1 protein-coding gene is annotated in these 428 nt (G+C 67.8%); it reads right to left on the bottom strand.

What is annotated here, in order from left to right; genetic code table 11:
• Positions 1-428 (bottom strand): IS30 family transposase (locus tag AC1AZA_RS11400; RefSeq protein WP_476514767.1); only part of this gene is annotated, 428 nt, incomplete at both ends.

Here is a 428-nt window from a genome sequence, read left to right as displayed (position 1 = left end):
TTCAGCGGGGTGTCGTTGATCTCCTGGACGATGGCCTGCAGGTCCTCGTCCGAAAGGCCGTCGAAGCCGGTCCCCTTGGGCAGGTAGCGGCGGATCCTGCCGTTGCGGTTCTCGTTCGTGCCGCGCTGCCACGAGGAGTACGGGTCCGCATAGTAGGTCAGCATGCCGAGCGCCTCGTCCACGAGCAGGTGGCAGGAGGACTCGGTCCCGTTGTCCCAGGTCCGGTCGATGCGCGCGGGCGCGGGGATGCGGCTGTAGATGTCGTATTCGGCGCGCGCGGTCGCCAGCGCGCTCTTGTCGGGGATGAACCTGGCGAACAGCTTGCGGCTCCTGCGCTCGACCTGCGTGTCGATGCACCGTTTCGACGGGGACGCGCCGACCACGGTGTCGGACTCATAATGGCCGAACCCGCGGCGCGAGTCCACGCT

The organism is Bifidobacterium sp. LH_389, from assembly GCF_056357235.1.
Note: the sequence above shows the minus strand (reverse complement) of the source record. Positions and strands in the feature narration are given on the sequence as shown.